This is a genomic window from Ruminococcus flavefaciens, assembly GCF_900116855.1.
In the GTDB taxonomy this organism is placed as follows: domain Bacteria; phylum Bacillota; class Clostridia; order Oscillospirales; family Ruminococcaceae; genus Ruminococcus; species Ruminococcus flavefaciens_R.
This window is the reverse complement of record NZ_UETD01000012.1, coordinates 59,181-75,044: the sequence shown is the minus strand read 5'-3', so window position 1 is coordinate 75,044 and position 15,864 is coordinate 59,181. Positions and strand designations below refer to the sequence as shown.

The 15,864-nt window shown below is 49.7% G+C and carries 14 protein-coding genes and 1 other RNA gene; 7 read left to right on the top strand and 8 right to left on the bottom strand.

What is annotated here, in order from left to right; genetic code table 11:
- Window positions 1-47: 47 nt before the first annotated feature.
- The gene (locus DSZ37_RS13305; RefSeq protein WP_109727380.1) at window positions 48-2,456 is read right to left on the bottom strand and encodes a glycogen/starch/alpha-glucan phosphorylase; all 2,409 of its coding nucleotides are present in this window, start codon (window positions 2,454-2,456) and stop codon (window positions 48-50) included.
- Window positions 2,457-2,930: 474 nt separating this feature from the next.
- Here DSZ37_RS13305 and DSZ37_RS13300 point away from each other — a divergent pair, with 474 nt between their 5' ends.
- Window positions 2,931-4,139 (top strand): hypothetical protein, encoded by a 1,209-nt coding sequence (locus tag DSZ37_RS13300; RefSeq protein WP_109727378.1) that lies wholly within the window; start codon window positions 2,931-2,933, stop codon window positions 4,137-4,139.
- Window positions 4,140-4,199: 60 nt separating this feature from the next.
- On the opposite strand, the gene DSZ37_RS13295 is transcribed toward DSZ37_RS13300, so the two are convergent.
- Both DSZ37_RS13295 and DSZ37_RS13290 read right to left on the bottom strand, forming a co-directional pair.
- Window positions 4,200-4,994 carry a hypothetical protein gene (locus DSZ37_RS13295; protein ID WP_109727377.1) on the bottom strand — a complete coding sequence of 265 codons (795 nt, stop codon included), beginning with the start codon at window positions 4,992-4,994 and terminating at the stop codon, window positions 4,200-4,202.
- A 52-nt stretch (window positions 4,995-5,046) separates the two neighbouring features.
- On the bottom strand, window positions 5,047-6,021 hold the full coding sequence (locus tag DSZ37_RS13290) for a helix-turn-helix domain-containing protein (RefSeq protein WP_109727376.1): 975 nt from the start codon (window positions 6,019-6,021) through the stop codon (window positions 5,047-5,049).
- A 242-nt stretch (window positions 6,022-6,263) separates the two neighbouring features.
- Between DSZ37_RS13290 and DSZ37_RS13285 the strand changes: the two genes are divergently transcribed.
- A complete protein-coding gene (locus DSZ37_RS13285) occupies window positions 6,264-6,470 on the top strand; it encodes a hypothetical protein (RefSeq protein WP_109727375.1) in 207 nt (68 codons plus the stop codon).
- Window positions 6,471-6,527: 57 nt separating this feature from the next.
- Window positions 6,528-7,013 (top strand): YkgJ family cysteine cluster protein, encoded by a 486-nt coding sequence (locus tag DSZ37_RS13280; RefSeq protein ID WP_109727374.1) that lies wholly within the window; start codon window positions 6,528-6,530, stop codon window positions 7,011-7,013.
- 41 nt (window positions 7,014-7,054) lie between these two features.
- On the opposite strand, the gene recR is transcribed toward DSZ37_RS13280, so the two are convergent.
- The 5 genes from recR to ffs form a co-directional block, all read right to left on the bottom strand.
- A complete protein-coding gene (gene recR, locus DSZ37_RS13275) occupies window positions 7,055-7,657 on the bottom strand; it encodes a recombination mediator RecR (RefSeq protein WP_109727373.1) in 603 nt (200 codons plus the stop codon).
- A gap of 6 nt (window positions 7,658-7,663) precedes the next feature.
- Window positions 7,664-8,014: a YbaB/EbfC family nucleoid-associated protein gene (locus DSZ37_RS13270; RefSeq protein WP_028521587.1), complete on the bottom strand. Its 351-nt coding sequence runs from the start codon at window positions 8,012-8,014 to the stop codon at window positions 7,664-7,666.
- A 59-nt stretch (window positions 8,015-8,073) separates the two neighbouring features.
- On the bottom strand, window positions 8,074-9,681 hold the full coding sequence (gene dnaX / locus DSZ37_RS13265) for a DNA polymerase III subunit gamma/tau (RefSeq protein ID WP_109727372.1): 1,608 nt from the start codon (window positions 9,679-9,681) through the stop codon (window positions 8,074-8,076).
- Between the two features lie 13 nt (window positions 9,682-9,694).
- Window positions 9,695-10,591, bottom strand: a complete 897-nt coding sequence (locus tag DSZ37_RS13260) for a tetratricopeptide repeat protein (RefSeq protein WP_109727371.1) — start codon at window positions 10,589-10,591, stop codon at window positions 9,695-9,697.
- 38 nt (window positions 10,592-10,629) lie between these two features.
- Window positions 10,630-10,728: signal recognition particle sRNA small type (gene ffs / locus DSZ37_RS13255), an RNA gene on the bottom strand.
- Between the two features lie 337 nt (window positions 10,729-11,065).
- On the opposite strand from ffs, the gene DSZ37_RS13250 reads away from it, so the two are divergent.
- The 4 genes from DSZ37_RS13250 to DSZ37_RS13235 all read left to right on the top strand — a co-directional run bounded on the left by DSZ37_RS13250 (window position 11,066) and on the right by DSZ37_RS13235 (window position 15,845).
- Window positions 11,066-11,839, top strand: a complete 774-nt coding sequence (locus DSZ37_RS13250) for an alpha/beta fold hydrolase (protein ID WP_109727370.1) — start codon at window positions 11,066-11,068, stop codon at window positions 11,837-11,839.
- 146 nt (window positions 11,840-11,985) lie between these two features.
- The gene (locus tag DSZ37_RS13245; protein ID WP_109727369.1) at window positions 11,986-13,638 is read left to right on the top strand and encodes a Mur ligase family protein; all 1,653 of its coding nucleotides are present in this window, start codon (window positions 11,986-11,988) and stop codon (window positions 13,636-13,638) included.
- 139 nt (window positions 13,639-13,777) lie between these two features.
- A complete protein-coding gene (locus tag DSZ37_RS13240; protein ID WP_109727368.1) occupies window positions 13,778-14,962 on the top strand; it encodes a D-alanine--D-alanine ligase family protein in 1,185 nt (394 codons plus the stop codon).
- A gap of 31 nt (window positions 14,963-14,993) precedes the next feature.
- Window positions 14,994-15,845 carry a hypothetical protein gene (locus DSZ37_RS13235; RefSeq protein WP_146198191.1) on the top strand — a complete coding sequence of 284 codons (852 nt, stop codon included), beginning with the start codon at window positions 14,994-14,996 and terminating at the stop codon, window positions 15,843-15,845.
- Window positions 15,846-15,864 lie beyond the last annotated feature (19 nt).

The following is a 15,864-nucleotide window of genomic DNA, read 5'->3' as shown; positions in this document are numbered from 1 at the left end:
AAGGGGACGAAGAAAACAACGTCCCCTTATTGTATTTTATGCTCCGGTCATCTTAAATGCCAGATGTTGTCGGCGTATTCCGTTACAGCGCGGTCTGCCGAGAAGATGCCTGCGCCTGCGATATTGTTGAGTGACATCTTTGCCCACTTCAGCTTATCGTTATAGCACTCAGTGATATACTGCTGTGCATTTCTGTAGCTGTCGAAGTCGGCGAGGACCATATAGGGGTCTCTGTCCTTCAGTGAGTTTGCCACATCGTTGAAGGTACAGCCGTTTATGCCGTGGTACATACGGTCGATAGCCTCGTGTATGCGTCCGTCGTTGTTATAGCGCTCACAGGGATTGTAGCCTCTTGCCCTGAGGTCGTTGACCTCGGGAGTCGTCATGCCGAAGATGACGATGTTATCGTCGCCGCAGGCTTCCTTTATCTCGATGTTTGCACCGTCAAGAGTACCCAGAGTAATTGCGCCGTTGAGCATGAGCTTCATATTGCCCGTACCCGAAGCCTCTGTACCCGCAAGGGATATCTGCTCGGAAACATCGGAAGCAGGCATGAGGTGCTCTGAGAGAGTTACGCAGTAATTCTCAAGGAACACAACAGAGAGCTTCTGGTTTATCTTGGGGTTCTTTCTTATCTCCTCGGAGATAGCCCAGATGAGCTTGATTATCTGCTTTGCCAGATAATAGCCGGGAGCTGCCTTTGCTGCGAAGATATAGGTCTTGGGAGTAAAGGGAGCGTCGGGGTTATTGAGGAGATATGCGTAATCCGTAAGGATATTCATGACATTGAGGTGCTGTCTCTTGTATTCGTGGAGACGCTTTACCTGAACGTCGAAAATACTGTCTGTATTGAGGATGATGCCCGATTCGCTCTTGACGTACTTTGCGAAGGCTTCCTTGTTTTCCTTCTTTACTGCCATGAGCTTTGTGAGGACTTCCTCGTCGTTCTCGAACTTGCGGAACTTTTCAAGCTCTGCGCCGTCCTTGATGAACTTGGGACCGATGGTGTCCTTCAGGAGCTTTGTAAGTCCGGGGTTGGACTGATAGAGCCATCTTCTGTAAGCGATTCCGTTGGTGACGTTCTTGAACTTCTCGGGAGTATTCTCATATTCATCATGGAATACGGAGTCCTTGATTATCTGCGAGTGGAGCTTGGAAACGCCGTTTACGCTGTGTGAAGCCGCAACGCAGAGAGTAGCCATGTGTATCTGGTTGTCCTTGATGATGGACATACGGGTAGTCTTTGCGCTGTCGCCGCCGTTTCTCTCCATGAGAGAAGCGCAGTAGCGGTTGTTTATCTCAACGATGATTGAGAAAATTCTCGGGATGACCGTCTTGACGAGGTTAACGTCCCACTTCTCCAGAGCCTCAGCCATAACGGTATGGTTTGTATAGGCAAAGGTCTTTGTAACGATATCCCATGACTTCTCCCAGCTGTAGCCGCAGTCGTCAAGGAGTATTCGCATGAGCTCGGGGATAGCCAGAGTGGGGTGAGTGTCGTTGATGTGGATAGCCACCTTGTCGGCTAAGTTCTCGAGTGTGCCGTAAACGTTCATGTGGGTGTTTACGATGTCGCCGATTGAAGCCGCGCAGAGGAAGTACTGCTGGCGGAGACGGAGGCTCTTGCCCTCGAGATGGTTGTCGTTGGGATAGAGTATCTTCGAGATGGCGTTTGCGATGGAGTTCTGTGCAAGAGCGCTCTCATAATTGCCCTTGTTGAACATTTCCATATCGAAGTTTGGCGCCTTTGCGGACCACAGACGGAGCACGGAAACGCCCTCTGAGTCGTAGCCCGAAACGTACATATCGTAGGGTGTAGCCACAACGGTATTGTAGTTCACATGAGAGATGTAGTGATACTGGTTGTCCCAGTACTCCTGAAGGTCGCCCTCAAAGTGGACGTCGATGGAGAGCTCGGGCTTGGGTACCAGCCATACCGAGCCGCCGGGGAGCCAGTTGTCGGGGAGCTCTGTCTGCCAGCCGTCCTCCAGCTTCTGCTGGAAGATACCGTACTCATAGCAGATAGAATAGCCCATTGCGGGGAAGCCCATGGTAGCAAGACCGTCAAGGTAGCAGGCAGCAAGTCTTCCCAGACCACCGTTGCCCAGACCTGCATCGGGCTCGTTTTCGTATATCTTATCGAGATTGATGTCATACTGCTTCAGCATAGACTTTATGCCGTCAGCAAGCTCGAGATTGTAGATGCTTGTTTTGAGGGAGCGTCCCATGAGGAACTCCATTGAAAGGTAGTAGATCTGCTTACCGCCCACCGAGTGGGTGTGATTGATGAAGCTCTGCCTCTTTGCACCAAGAATTTCCACGATTATCGAGGAAAGAACATGGTAAACCTGTTTGTCAGAAGCTTCCTCGGGAGAAACGCTGTACAAAAGCTGAAGTTTTCTCGGGAACTCTTCCTTGATCCTGTCCATGAGAGGGTTTGCTTTTTTTGTAGCCATATCTGATCTCCATTCTGCCGCAGAAGCGGCGTTATTACCCTTTGTATAACTCCTCTCTCCGATAACAAACGTGCTTTCGGTAAATGGGGAGAAATTATTCTACAAGCGGTATACACCTTTAATTATACTATGATTTATAAGAGATTTCAAGTGCTTATTTCAACAAATATTTGTCCACTAAATTTACATATTGCGGAAAATCGCCAAAAAAGCAGTGTAACGTGCCCCGAAGGTGCGTTTTTGCGTTGTGCACATTGACTGAATGAGAAGAAAACCAAGTCTGTATTTGTGCAGAAAAACGAAAAAATTTGGTTTGAAAAAATTTTCTATATTTTTAAAAGATAAAACTTAGAAAATGTTTGAAATTTGTAATAATATGTGATATAATAGATAAAGCGGTTCCCGAAAAACAGACCCGCGAAGAAAAATAGTGTAGAAAAAGACAACAAAAGAAAATGAAAAAGGTGATGTTTAATGGAAAAGAAAAAGCGTTTCTCGGTACTTAAATTCGTTCTTATCGTACTTTGTATAATACTGATCGTTATCTCGATCTTCGTCAACATTGCATTCTCGGGCGGCAAGACTCCCAAGCTCTTCGGAAACTACGTCTACATTGTCAAGGAATCCGACAATATGGGCAACAATGTCTCCACAGGCTCGGCTCTCATAGCTCCCGACGCAAAGGATCTGACCATCGCAAAGGGCGACATAGTTCTCGCCTATCCTGCTGCTGATCCCGAAAAGCTCCACGTTCTCAGCATCTACGACATCGTTACCGCAGAGGACGGCACAGAGAAGTACGTTACCGCAGACGCTGCCAACGTAGGCAGTGAGGAGCCTATAACCAAGGACAAGATTGCTGCTCTCTGCACAGGTCACACCCAGAGCGATGAGATCGGCGGACTCATAAGATTTGCTTCGGGCATCAAGGGTATACTCGCACTCCTCGTTCTCCCCTGCGTTCTCCTCGTTATATTCCTCATTGCAAAGATCGCTTCCTCAAAGGGCGATGACGACGATGATGAGTTCGGCTTCTACGAGTACGACGAGAAGGAAAAGGAGAGAGCAGACTTCGAGAGCAGGAAGAATATCCATGACAAGACTGCAAATCCCCTCTTTGAGCCCTCTCAGGAGATACAGCCCAGCAATGAGCTTGAGCGCAAGAAGATGTCCATTGCCGAGAACTTCAGCCAGAAGAAGGTAAACCCCGATTCTCCCTATCAGAAGGAGAAGGAGCGCACCATGCAGTTCAAGGCACAGCGCAGTGCTGAGAGCACATTCGCCGCAAGAAACCTCGGCGGTTCGTCATCTACAGCTCCCACAGCCGACGCCCTCAGAGAGGAAATGCTCCGCAAGACAGCAGAGGCTGAGCGCACAGGTACATTCAATATCAAGACCACAAGCACTTCACAGCAGGCTTCCGAGCCCGTAAGCGATAACACAGGAATCCTCTCAAAGAGCCAGCTTGCAGAGATGTCGAGAAACGACGTTCCCAAGACAACTCCTCTGAGAAGCCAGTCCGCTCCTTCAGCAGCGGCTCCCAAGGCGCCCAGAAAGAGCAGCACTCCCGATATCTCCGATATTATCAGCAAGACCGAGCACAATGAGCGCAAGAAGAAGGCTGCGGATATGTCCGTTGACGACCTCCTCAAGCTCATAGAGGAAGAGAAGAACAAGCTCTGATAAAAACACCAAAGGCAGACCGAAATGGTCTGCCTTTTTATTATTGTCCGATATGTGGTATTATATTCCTGCCTCGTGAAAAGCGTATATAAACAGCGCCATCAGCGCAAGGGGACCTCCCACAAGGAACAAGGCACGGAGCAGGGCACCGCCCAAGGACTCCTTTTCTGCTTCGGGGTCGGATACGAGAGTGGGATTTTCGGGGTCAATGAATATGTCGTAAATGTCGCCGTTTACACGCAGACAGGATGTGCGTCCGCCTGCAGCGGTGTAGGTCTTGTCCTCATAGGTGTATTCGTAGGTGGGACGGTACTTTATGCTTGTTATCCTGCCATTGGTGGAGGTGGTCTCGGTGGTGACGCTCTTGCAGACCGCGGAAACGTGAGTTGTGCAGTTATCCTTTGACACAAGGGAGTGCTTTATGCCTGCTGAGGCGTAGTATGCGCCAAGACAGGCGAAAAACAGCGGTATACCATAGGCGAACAGCTTTACCAGCTTCATTTTCATGTTGTCGCCGCCTGTCAGCACCATACGGGCACACACAATGCCTGCAACACCTATTGCTAACGCCACGAAAGCGCCTGCCTGAAGCTTCTTTCCCTTGATAAGGTCGGTTATGATGACGATGAGTCCGATTCCGCCGAAAAGGGCGAAAAATGCGTATATAGCCTTGTACTGCTCACCGCTGCGTTTTCCCATCACAAACATATATATAACGGCGGCTGCAAAAAGCATAAGCACAAGAATGCCTGTGATCTTATCCAATACTCTGAATTGCTTGCTGTCCTCGGGCTTTTCGTCGGAGTAATAGCCGTTTTCGTCGTAGTTCATGGGCTGGTCTTCGTATTTTTTCATGGAAATCCCCCTCCTTTGTGCTGATTATACCACGAAAGAGGGGAACTGTCAATCATTCGTCCTTATTTCTGAATGCTACGGCAATGAGGGGACAGAGCAAAGCTCCCAGCACCCAGATTATCCATGATACATCCCATGCTTTGGTGATGATGCTCCAGAGGAGATATACAGCTGTTATGCAGCACCAGTATATTCCCATTGCAGGATTGGGCTTGCTTCTGCGCTTTTTTCTTTTGCGTGTGAAGTCGTCCTCCTCAAGGAGCTTCTTGTAGCCGCCCATGATTATGCCTGTGTGGGTGAGTAAAGCTACTCCCAGAGCCACCATGCCGAAGAACAGTGCTCCCGATACGGAGTCGGCAGTGCTGCTGTCAGGGAATGCGGCGTCGATGATGATGGTGGGGATAACCGAAAGTATGAGCAGGATAACGCCCACAACGATGAATATAGTGTGCTTTGGCGCGTATTTTGCCTTTTTGTCGCCTGCCATGCCTGAAACTCCGTACTCAGTGTCGATGCCCTCTCTGCTGAGGTAGTCATAGGGCTTCATTTTCTGTCCCGAGATTATGAACAGGGCAACGCCTATGGCGACCATTATGAAAAGCAGGGGAGCTCCCAGCATATCAGCGATTTTTTCGGTGGTGTCAAAGCACTCGATGAGAATTGTGGGAACTATGCCGAGTATGCACAGGGCAACACCAAGAGGTGTGCGTACAGAGCGCTTTTCGTTTACGGCGAGGAAGCTGTTTGCCTCCTCCATGGATACCTTTCTGAGAGGGGGCTCGGTCTCTACCGAGGGCTCCTGAGGAGAGGCTTCCGCTGCGGGGAGGTCTGCTTCATCTTTAAGTAATGTATCTGTGCTCACACTGAATATCTCCGAGAGCTGAAGTATGCGGTTGATGTCGGGAGTGGACTGTGCGCCCTCCCACTTTGAGACCGACTGACGGCTGACGCCCAGCTTCTCAGCCAGCTCCTCCTGTGACATACCCGACCTTTTTCTGAGTTCGATTATCTTGTCTGCAAGTATCATATTTATTTCCTCCGTTGTAAGATTTCCTCGGGAGTATCCCCCGTGGTCTATGGTTAAATTCTATCATTTCGGGCGGTTACATACAAGCAACCGCGCTTTACAATTTGTCACACGGCGGTTGCAATTGCCTGTTTTTCGGTAAAATGTCGGGTGCGGGAGCAAAAGTTCAAAAAGATATTGATTTTTGCTGCCCGATGTGGTATAATATAAGTACAAATTTTTACGAAAGAAGGTATCCCCCTATGGAGATCAAAAAAGCAGTAGAAGCAGTTGAAAAGAAAACAGGCATCGACCTCCCCGATGAGAAGATCGAGAAGACAATTTCCAAAGTCGCTACAAAGGAAAACATCGATAAGGTAAAGGATGTAGTCGGCAAGGTGGCTACCAAGGAGAACCTCGAAAAGGTCAAGGACAAGGTCGAGGATATCGTTGATAAGATCAAGAAGTGATCGGGAAAGGGGCATTGCGGAAATGCCCCTTTTTTATTGATGAAAGGAGAAGGAGCCATGCTGAAAAAGATACTCAGCGGCGAAGCCTGTGCGAAGTGCCGCCTGTGCTGCATATTCGACCGCTATGACGTCTGGGAGACCCCCGTTTTCACCGCGGAGCTCTGCGAGAGGATAAAGGCTGCCCGTCCGCAGACCGAGTTCGTCACCAAGGACGGGGGCTACATATTCAGAGTGGGCGAGCTGAAAGGGGACGAGCTGTTCTCATGTCCCGCACTTACGGACAAGGGCTGTATGCTGGGGGATGACAAGCCCTTTGACTGCCGTATCTGGCCTTACCGCATAATGGAGGTAGGGGGCAGACGCGCCATAACCTTTGCGTCCATATGCGACGAGCTCTATCACAGACCCCTTTCTCAGCTTGTGGGCTTTCTGAAGGAGGGGCTGGCGGATACCATCTTTGCCTATGCCGACCTCCATCCCGAGATAGTCAAGCCCTACTACGAGGGCTATCCTGTGCTGCTCTTTGAGAGAAAGCCCCTTTAAAAACAAAATACTCAGAAAAAAACGGGCTTGATGCCCGTTTTTTACATATCATTCCTGTTTTCGAGCGCTTTGAAAAGCGTTACCTCGTCGGCGTATTCCAGAATACCGCCAACGGGAAGTCCGAATGCGAGACGGGTCACCTTTATGCCCATGGGCTTCAGCAGACCTGCTATATACATTGCGGTGGCGTCGCCCTCAACAGTGGGGTTCGTCGCCATGATGACCTCCTCGACACCGCCCTCGGCTATCCTTGCAAGGAGCTCCTTTACGCGGAGCTTGTCGGGAGTTATGCCGTCCATGGGTGACAGGAGACCGTGGAGCACATGATATACTCCTCCGTATTCTCTTGTGCGCTCAAAGGCAGTTACGTCCTTGGGGTTCTCGACCACGCAGATAACGCTCCTGTCGCGCTGGGGATCGTCGCAGATAGGGCAAATATCCCTCTCCGTCAGATTCTGGCAGCACTTGCAGCAGTGAACATTCTTCTTTGCGTCGATAAGCGCCTTTGCGAAGTCCTCCACGGCTTCCTCGTCCATTGACATGACGTGATAAGCCAGCCTCTGTGCGGACTTCATGCCGATACCGGGGAGAGAAGCGAACTTCTCAGCCAGTATGACCAGCGGGAGCGCGTTATGATCTGCCATTATCTATCAGAAAAGACCGGGGAGAGAAACTCCGCCTGTGATCTTGCTCATCTCGGTCTCTGTTGTGTTCTCAACATTGTTGATAGCCTCGTTGACAGCGCTGATGATGAGATCCTGAAGCATATCGATGTCCTCGGGGTCAACTACCTCGGGCTTGAGTGTGAGGGACTTGATAGTCTTCTTGCCTGAGATGGTTACCTCAACAGCACCGCCGCCTGCGGTTGCAGAGAACTCTCTTGCCTCGATGTCCTCCTGGAGCTCTGTGATCTGATCCTGCATCTTCTGAGCCTGCTTGATCATCTGGTTCATATTCTGGGCGCCGCCGCCGTTTACGTTCCTTGGTATTCTTGCTTTCATTTTAAATTCTCCTTTGAAAATTTGATTTCATATTTATATAAAGCAAATAGTATTTGCTTTTAAGCGTTTTCCTTTTCCACAGCTGTCTCTATCTTGCTCTCCATAGCCTTTTTGATGATGCTCTCGGCGAGGTTTTTCTGCTCATTGACGGTAGTAGCACAGCTTGCCTTCATTATATATCGCTGACCGAGCACCTTTGCTATTGCTATTTCAAGGGAATTTGCGTTCTCTTTGACCTTGAACAGATCCATGAAAAAACGGTTTTTGACTTTGATAAAGATGTAGTTTCCTGCTGTGCCTGCGAAGGAGCCGTCAAGGCTTCCCGCAACGGCGGGATTGATGTTCTTGAACTCCTCAAGTATCTCTCCCCAGCGTTCACAATTAACGATATCCTCGGGGTTGAGCTTCTTGATATCAATAGTGGGGACTATCTTCTCATCCGAGGGTGCGGCACTTGCCTCAAGGACCTCGGGCTGCTCGGGAGCCTGACCTGCGGCGGCTCTCGGTGCGGAAGCTATCTTGTCCTCCAACTGTTTTATTTTATCATATATTTCTGAATTGTCAATACCCTGAACGGTTTTTGCGGGACCCGAGCACAGCTTTATCAGCGTCATCTCGAACTCCACGCGCTTGTTCATGGCTCGCTGCATACGCTCGCGGCACTCCTGAAGCACGGACAGCCTGTCCATAACGGTGGAGAGGTCGGTCTTTTCCGCAAGAGCTCTCAGCCGCTCAAGCTCGTCGGGCATACACACTATGAGCTTTTCCGCGGTATCGGGAGAAGCCTTTATGAGCATGATGTTGCGAAGCTGGGTGATAAGCTCCTCACAGAGCCTTGTCAGGTCCTTTGACATATCGTAGAGGGCTGCCGTAACTCTCAGAGCCTTTGGGGCATCGGAGTCGGAAACGGCGTCCAGCATATCATATAGGTAGTCCCTGCCTGCGATACCTGCGGCAGCGGATACGGACTCGGCGTTTATTACCTCGGCACACACGGAGCACTGGTCCAGAAGCGAAACAGCGTCACGCATACCTCCGTCGGCAAGCTTAGCTATCATGGCGGCGCCGTCCTCGGTGAGGTTAAGCTCCTCCTGCTGAGCGATATAGCTTATCCTTTTAGCGATGTCTTCTGCCTTTATCCTGCGGAAATCGTAGCGCTGGCAGCGTGAGACTATGGTCGCAGGCACCTTGTGTATCTCGGTGGTGGCGAGTATGAACTTCACATACGGAGGGGGCTCCTCCATTATTTTAAGGAGGGCATTGAAGGCTCCCTGAGAGAGCATATGCACCTCATCTATAATGTATATCTTATAGGCTCCGCGCTCGGGAGTATAAACTGCGGCATCGCGGAGGTCGCGGATATTGTCCACGCCGTTGTTGGAAGCGGCATCAATTTCCACGATATCGGTAAGTGCGCCGCTGTCGGCGTCACGGCAGATGTCACATTCAAGGCAGGGATTGCCGTCCTTCATGTTGCGGCAGTTCACTGCTTTTGCGAGGATACGGGCGCAGGTGGTCTTACCCGTGCCTCTCGAACCCGTGAAAAGGTATGCGTGGGCAGTCTTTCCGCTGATTATCTGATTTTTCAGGGCTTCCGTGGTGTATTCCTGAGAGATGACGTCATCAAAGGTAAGGGGACGCCATTTGCGGTAGAGTGCCTTGTACACAGCCTTTCTCCTTTCACTGTTCTTTGTCTGCGCTTCGTTTTGCAGAGCTCAGCATCTCCTTGAAAAAGGCTGTGAACTCCACAGGGTCGCTTATATGGTTTACCAGAGCCTGACGGAAGCAGCGCTCGCCCTCCTCGCAGTTGCCCAGCATGACATGGGCGAGGGCAGCACCTCCGAGAGAGTCTGCGGTCTTTTCATTGTGTGCGATGGATTCTGTGAACCATTTGAGGGCATTTTCGCCCTGTTCGGCTTTCAGGTAGATACTGCCTATCTCGAAGCGTATCCTTCCGTGAAAGAGATAGTCATCGCGGAGCAGCTCCTGAAAGTATTCGGCGGCACGCTCTGTACTCCCGTTGGCAGCCATGCATCTTCCGATGAAGATGGGCAGCTCGGGGATATAGAAGCCCTTTTCACGGGCATTGTCATAGCACATAAGGGCATTGGGATAGGCTCCCAGTATATGATAGCAGCGTCCGCGGTAAAATTCATTGACGGCGGTCTCGTGCTGAGTGAATTTGAAATTGCTGTTTCCAAGGTCTGTAAAGACCTCGAGAGCCATGCGGAAATCGCTCTTTTCAAACAGCTCCAGACCCTTCTCAAACATGAGGGACTTCTTTCCCAGCCCCGTAAAGGCTTTGCCGATTATCTCCTCATCGGCGCGGTGGTAGAGGTTTCCCTTGTAGTCCCTGAGGGAGAGCAGTGTGGCTCCCACCAGTGAGCCGATGAATGAGGTTATGATGATATTGAATATCATGAACCAGTCCATGCCGTCACTGCCACCGTCGGTTATGAAGTAGTACAGCATCTGTACTGCCACACAAAGAAACGCGAAGGCAGCCGCTTTCACCAGAGAGCGCTTTATACACAGCAGCACTCTTTTAGCTCTTATGGCGAGCATATTGAGGAACATACGGCACACCCCCTGTTAAAGAAAAATTCCGGAACATAGATGTGCAGGCTTGCTGCGGCACACAACACGCACCGCTTAATGCTGCTCGGTCTCCCGCCTGACATGGTTCACGGGGTCTTGTTGCACAGGGCCCACACATCTATATTTCGGAATTTCATACCCGTTTATACGAGCAGACGATGCTCTTTTAATATGATACCATAAACGGAGAGTTTTGTCAAGAATTTTTTTATCCCCGAAAACAGGGCGTTATCGGGACTTTTTACAGCTGTGTAATTTTTTTGCTTCTGTGATTGACATTGAATACTGTAAGTGATATAATAAATTATATATGTATATTTGCGGCTGTATGCCGTATATGATATAGAGTTGAGAGTTGAGAGTTATTCTGCTTTTATGTGAGTAAAGCCAATACATTCATTCTCAGTTCTGCATTCTACATTCCCAATATAATAACAGTTTGGAGATAAAGAATTGATAAAAACAGTTAACGGTTTAAAGATAAACTACGAGGAAAAGGGCGAGGGCGACCTCATCGTCCTGCTTCACGGCTGGGGAAGCAATATAACCCTCTTTGCAAATATGATCGAGCTTCTCTCGAAGAAGTATAAGGTCGTGGCAATGGATATGCCGGGCTTCGGAAAGAGCGATGAGCCGAAAGAGGTCTGGGACGTAAGCTCGTATGTGCAGTTCGTCATCGACTTCCTCAGGGACTATGACACCAAGGAGGTAATGCTTCTGGGTCACAGCTTCGGCGGACGTGTCATCATAAAAATGCACAGCCGCGACGATCTCCCTTTCAAGGTCACAAAGGTCATTCTTGTGGACAGTGCAGGCATAATGCCGCCAAAGTCCAATAAAAAGAGCTGGCGCACACGTTATTACAAGCTGGGCAGGACTGTCCTTTCGTGGGGCATAGTTAAGAAGTTCTTCCCCGACGCGCTGGAGAACTTCCGAAAGAAGATGGGCAGCGCGGACTACGCCGCCGCTTCACCCATGATGAGACAGGTCATGGTAAAGGTGGTAAACGAGGACTTAGAGCCCTATCTGACCAATATCAAGGCTCCCACTCTGCTTGTGTGGGGCGTCAACGATACAGCGACTCCCCTTTCCGACGGCGAGAAAATGGAGAAGCTCATTCCCGATGCCGGTCTTGTAAAGCTGGAAAACGCAGGACATTATTCCTTCTTAGAGCAGCAGTTCACCTTCAACCGCGTGATGTGCAGCTTTATGAAGATAGAAGAATGATTTTAATTCGTAATGCGTAATGCGTAATGCGTAATTGAGGTGTCCGCTTGTGCGGACGGATCGGAAAATTTCTGATTCATCGCCGTAAGGCGATACCATTAATTACGAATTACGAATTACGAATTACGCATTTTAAGGAGATGTTTATGAATATAGTTTTATTTGTGGTATATGCGGTCATTGCGCTGGGAGCCACGGTATTTCTGGGACTGAGAGAGTTCCATATGCTCCAGCTCAACGGCTACAAGACCCCCGAGCATTCACGCTGGATGAAGAAGAACGCAAAGAGGTATATCCTCCCTGCGGTGCTGTTCGTGGTGCAGTTCGCACTGCTTTTCCTGCACAGCGGCGCGGCAGTGGCACTTATAATAGTGCTGAGCCTTTTCAATATCATGATCGGACTGCTCAACAAGCCGGGCAAGAAGTTCAAGAAGCCGCTGGTCTACACAGCCCGAATGAAGCGCATGATGGTTACATTCTGTATCCTCGTTGCCGTTTATTACGTCATAGCTGTCCTTAAAGGCGAAACTACGGTATATATATGCCGTATATGGAATGAAGCTCATACGGAATTTACCTACGATTCTATGGAAAAACGCTGGTTTGCAAACGGACTTCCCTATATACTTGCAGGCTCTGCACTGTATGTGACTCCCCTGCTTGTCCCCCTTTCCAATCTTATCAACAAGCCCGTTGAAAAGGCAGTACAGAACTGGTACATCAACGACGCAAAGCGCATACTCTCCGAGTGCCCCACACTTCACAAGGTGGGTATCACGGGAAGCTACGGCAAGACCAGCATGAAGTTCTACCTTGACGAGCTTCTCAACTCCCAGTACAACACACTGAAAACTCCCGAGAGTTTCAATACTCCCATGGGCGTTACAATAACTATCCGCCGCGACCTGAAGCCCACGCATGAATACTTCATCTGCGAAATGGGCGCAAGACGAGTTCACGAGATAAAGGAGCTCTGCGGCATCGCAGACCCACACGACGGTATCATCACATCCGTTGGTCCTCAGCACCTTGAGACCTTCGGCTCCATCGACAACGTGCTCAATACAAAGTTCGAGCTTGCCGACCACGTCAAGGCTAAGGGCGGAAAAATATACCTCAACGGCGACAATGAGCTTATCCGCAAAAAGGCTCCCGAGTACCCCAATGCGGTGCTCTACGGTCTGAACGAGGGCAACCACTACCGCGCGACTGATATTTCCGTTTCCGACAGGGGTACGGAGTTCACGGTAACTGCTCCCGACGGCGAGACACAGCGCTTCTCCATGAAGCTTCTGGGTGAGCACAACGTTCAGAACGTCCTCGGCGCTATCGCCTACGCTCACGGCACGGGCATCTCCCTTGACAAGCTGACTCTCCCCGTCAAGCGTATCGCCGCAGTTCCCCACAGATTGCAGCTTCTCGACAAGGGCGGCAATATGACCTTTATCGACGACGCATACAATTCAAACCCCAGCGGCTGCCGTGCAGCCCTCAATGTCCTCGGACTCTTTGATGCCTGCCGTATACTGGTAACTCCCGGTATGGTAGAGCTGGGTGCAAAGCAGGAGGAACTGAACTTTGAGTTCGGTCAGGAGGCTGCAAAGGCCTGCGACCACATAGTTCTTGTGGGCAAGGCTCAGACAGTTCCCATATACAACGGCATCAAGGACGCAGGCTATGATATGGACAACGTATTCGTGGCAGACAGCCTCGGAGAGGCTCTGGACCATGTAAGGGCATATCAGACCGACAAGAAGAAGATAGTCCTTCTTGAAAACGACCTGCCCGACAACTATTGATCAATGCATAATTATGAATGCATAATTCATAATTATGGTGTCGCCTTACGGCGAAAAAATAAATATATGAGCGAAGCGAATACAATTAATTATGCATTATGAATTATGCATTATGCATTAAATAAAAGGAGTAATTACAATGAAGATCAATCTTGCAGTTCTTTTCGGTGGAAGAAGCGTTGAACATGAGGTATCTGTCATCTCGGCAGTTCAGGCTATGGCAAGCATAAACAAGGAGAAATACAACATCATCCCCGTCTATATGACCAAAAAGAGCGAATTCTGGACAGGCGAAAAGCTCATGGATATCAACAGCTTCAAGGATATCCCCGCACTTCTGAAGGAATGTACAGAGTGTGTTTTCGTAAGGAGCGAGGGCAAGGTGCAGCTCATCCGCCAGAAGATGAAGAAGTTCGGCTCAAATGTCATTTCCGATATAGACGTGGCTTTCCCCATCGTTCACGGCACCAATGTTGAGGACGGCGCTTTGCAGGGCTACCTCCAGACACTTGACCTGCCCTATGTTGGCTGTGATGTTCTGGCATCGGCTGTGGGCATGGATAAATTCGTAATGAAGATACTCCTCAAGGACGCAGGCTTCCCTGTTCTGGACTGCTGCCGTTTCTCCTCATACGAGATAAACGAAATGGACAGAATGGTTGAGGAGGTCGAGAAGAAGTTCGGTTATCCCGTTATCGTAAAGCCTATCAATCTCGGCTCCAGTGTTGGTATCTCCAAGGGAAAGGACAGAGACAGCCTCATCAAGTCCATCGAGGAGGCTTTCGAGTTCGCTGACCGTATCCTCGTTGAGCCCTGCGTTGTTCAGCTTAAGGAGATAAACTGCGCTGTTGCAGGCGACAGCGAGTCCGCAGAGGCTTCCGTATGTGAGGAGCCCGTTCAGGCAAGCGGTGACGATATCCTCAGCTACGATCAGAAGTACGTCGGCGGCGGCAAGGGCGGCAGCAAGGGTATGGCTACTCTCAAGAGAAAGATCCCTGCCGAGATAACTCCCGAGCAGGACGAATTCATCAGAAAGACAGCAGTTGACGCATTCCGCTATCTGGGTCTCAACGGCGTTACCCGTATCGACTTCATGATAGATATGGCAACTGACAAGGTATACATAAATGAGATAAACACTATCCCCGGCTCTCTGGCGTTCTATCTCTGGGAGCCCAAGGGTGTGAAGTACACAGAGCTCCTCGAGAGACTTATCCAGCTCGCGCTCAAGCGTTACAGACAGGGCGAGAAGATAAGCTACACCTTTGACACCAATATCCTTTCAATGGGGGGAAGCTTCGGTTCAAAGGGCAGCAAGCGCTGAGAGCCGGCAGGAGCTTTAGTCGGAGGCTGATATGAGATTACCTTCATTTATCCCGAGAGCGACTAAGATATCACGGGAGGACATGGAAAATGCTACCTTCAATGACCGTATACTGAAACTGGATATACCGATGAAAGTGTTTGCTGTTATCGTCGCTGTTATCGTCGCGTCGGCTTTACTGATGAGCAGTGTCAGCCGCTCATCGGTAGTCACCATAGGGGAATTGATACTGGGCATCTTATTCTTTGGCATGATCGTGCTGCTTTTCGTTGCCGAATTTATTTCAAACACCATGGTAGTGATGGTGGACGGAAAGGTCGCGGAAATAATGTCGAGAAAAGGCGGAAAGGCGGAAGGCGGCCTGATATTCTGGGCAGTACTTATCTTTCTGTGGTTCCTCGGGCTTTTTCTGAAAGACAGAGGCAATGACAGCGGTATGCACCCCTTTTTTGCCTATGTGCTGGTATTTATCCTGAGACAGCTTTACAGATGTACTGTAAAGCCCCTCGGTACATTTATCGCCATATGGCTTAGGTATAAGCGGTGCAGTCAGCAGGTGCCCTCGAATTTTTTCAGAGAGGTAAACCTGTTTTCGGATGATCCCTCGGGGGAGGGAGCGATCGGGGTAACTATCCCCGTGTATTCCTACTGCTGCAACGATCAGTATTATGAGGTGATGATAAAGGACAAGGAATATCTGTCAGACCTCAGGGGTGAGCAGCCCGAGTTCTACGCTGACCCAAAGCATCCCGACAGGTTCTTTCTGTACAGCTATTTCAAGGTGGATACACTTCAGGCGTGGAACGCCATGCGGTCATTACTGTTGATCGCTCTGTTCACATCGCCGTATATAATTGCATTTATAAAGAACATTATCAAGTGAAAAACACAGGGCAGCTCGG